The sequence below is a fragment of the Vibrio sp. Y176 genome (assembly GCF_033438945.1).
Map to the genome: position 1 here is coordinate 1 of NZ_JAWOQS010000074.1, position 1,337 is coordinate 1,337.

Genomic DNA, 1,337 nt, shown 5'->3' on the forward strand with positions numbered 1-1,337 from the left:
GAGCCCATTCGATGAGTTTCAGCGCTTTAAACACCACCCTGCAATCAAACAACACCTAAAAGGGGCACAGCGCATCGCTTATGGTGCAAGAGCCATCGCAAAAGGTGGGTTATCTTCCTTACCGAAACAACAATTCCCCGGCGGTTTATTAATTGGCTGTGATGCAGGAACACTTAACGTTGCGAAGATAAAAGGCAGCCACACCGCGATGAAATCAGGCTTACTAGCAGCAGAAGCCATTCATCAAGCATTACAAGACTCAAGGTGTGAACCTGATTATCAATCGCGATTTGAAGCCTCTTGGCTGTACGATGAACTCGCCGAAACGCGTAACTTTGGAGCGAACCTGCATAAGTTCGGTAGCCTGTTTGGCGGAGCTCTTTCTACCTTCGAGCACAACTTGTGGCTTCCTCTGATTAAAAAGCCAATACCGTGGACAGTGAAAGACCATTCCCACGATCACGAACAGTTAGAACCCCAAAATGAATGCCCGCCGATTGAGTATCCAAAACCGGATGGAGAAATCAGCTTTGATAAACCATCTTCGGTGTTTTTATCCGGCACACAACATGAAGAAAACCAACCGTGCCATCTTGTTTTGACTTATCCTCATATCCCCATCGATGTGCACCTCGGGTTGTTTGATGAGCCAAGCCAGCGTTACTGCCCTGCCGGGGTTTACGAAGTGGTCGAAATTGATGGGAAAGTGAAGTTTCAAATCAACGCCGCGAACTGCGTACATTGTAAAACGTGCGATATAAAAGATCCGTCACAAAACATTACGTGGAAGACGCCTGAAGGCGGTGGTGGGCCTAATTATCAGAATATGTAGTCAATAGAGCATGATAGCACCGTGTCTATCATGCTCTCTCCTTAAAGGGTGAAGCAAAATCGAGGACTTAAACCTCTACTCCTGCTTCATCTTCTTCCACAATATCTGTTTCTTGACTTGCTTCCGCTAGCCACTTTTGTACCGCTTGGCTTGCTAGCACTTTTTGCTGGTAAGCTTTAGCGCCTTGGGACAATTCAATGCCATAAGTTTCAAAGCGCAACGCAACCGGTGCATACATAGCATCGGCAATCGACCACTCTCCAAACAAAAAAGCGTCTGGGAACTTTGCCATTTGCTCAGACCAAATTGCGTCTATGCGTGCAATATCCTTTAGTGCTCCATCGCTCAGTTCTACTTTTCGACGTGCGCGACAGTTCATCGGTAACTCGTTTCTCAAATCAAAAAAGCCCGAATGCATTTCAGCCGAAATCGCGCGCGCTTTCGCTTTGTCCGCTACATGGCTCGGCCACGCCTTTCCTTGTAGGTACTGCTCGTTCACATATTC

The 1,337-nt window shown here is 47.1% G+C and carries 2 protein-coding genes; one reads left to right on the forward strand and one right to left on the reverse strand.

What is annotated here, in order from left to right:
• The coding region (locus R7O13_RS24150; RefSeq protein ID WP_318304838.1) for an electron transfer flavoprotein-ubiquinone oxidoreductase at positions 1-832 on the forward strand (832 nt) is incomplete at its 5' end.
• Between the two features lie 67 nt (positions 833-899).
• On the opposite strand, the gene R7O13_RS24155 is transcribed toward R7O13_RS24150, so the two are convergent.
• Positions 900-1,337 (reverse strand): glutathione S-transferase C-terminal domain-containing protein (locus tag R7O13_RS24155; RefSeq protein WP_318304839.1); only part of this gene is annotated, 438 nt, incomplete at its 5' end.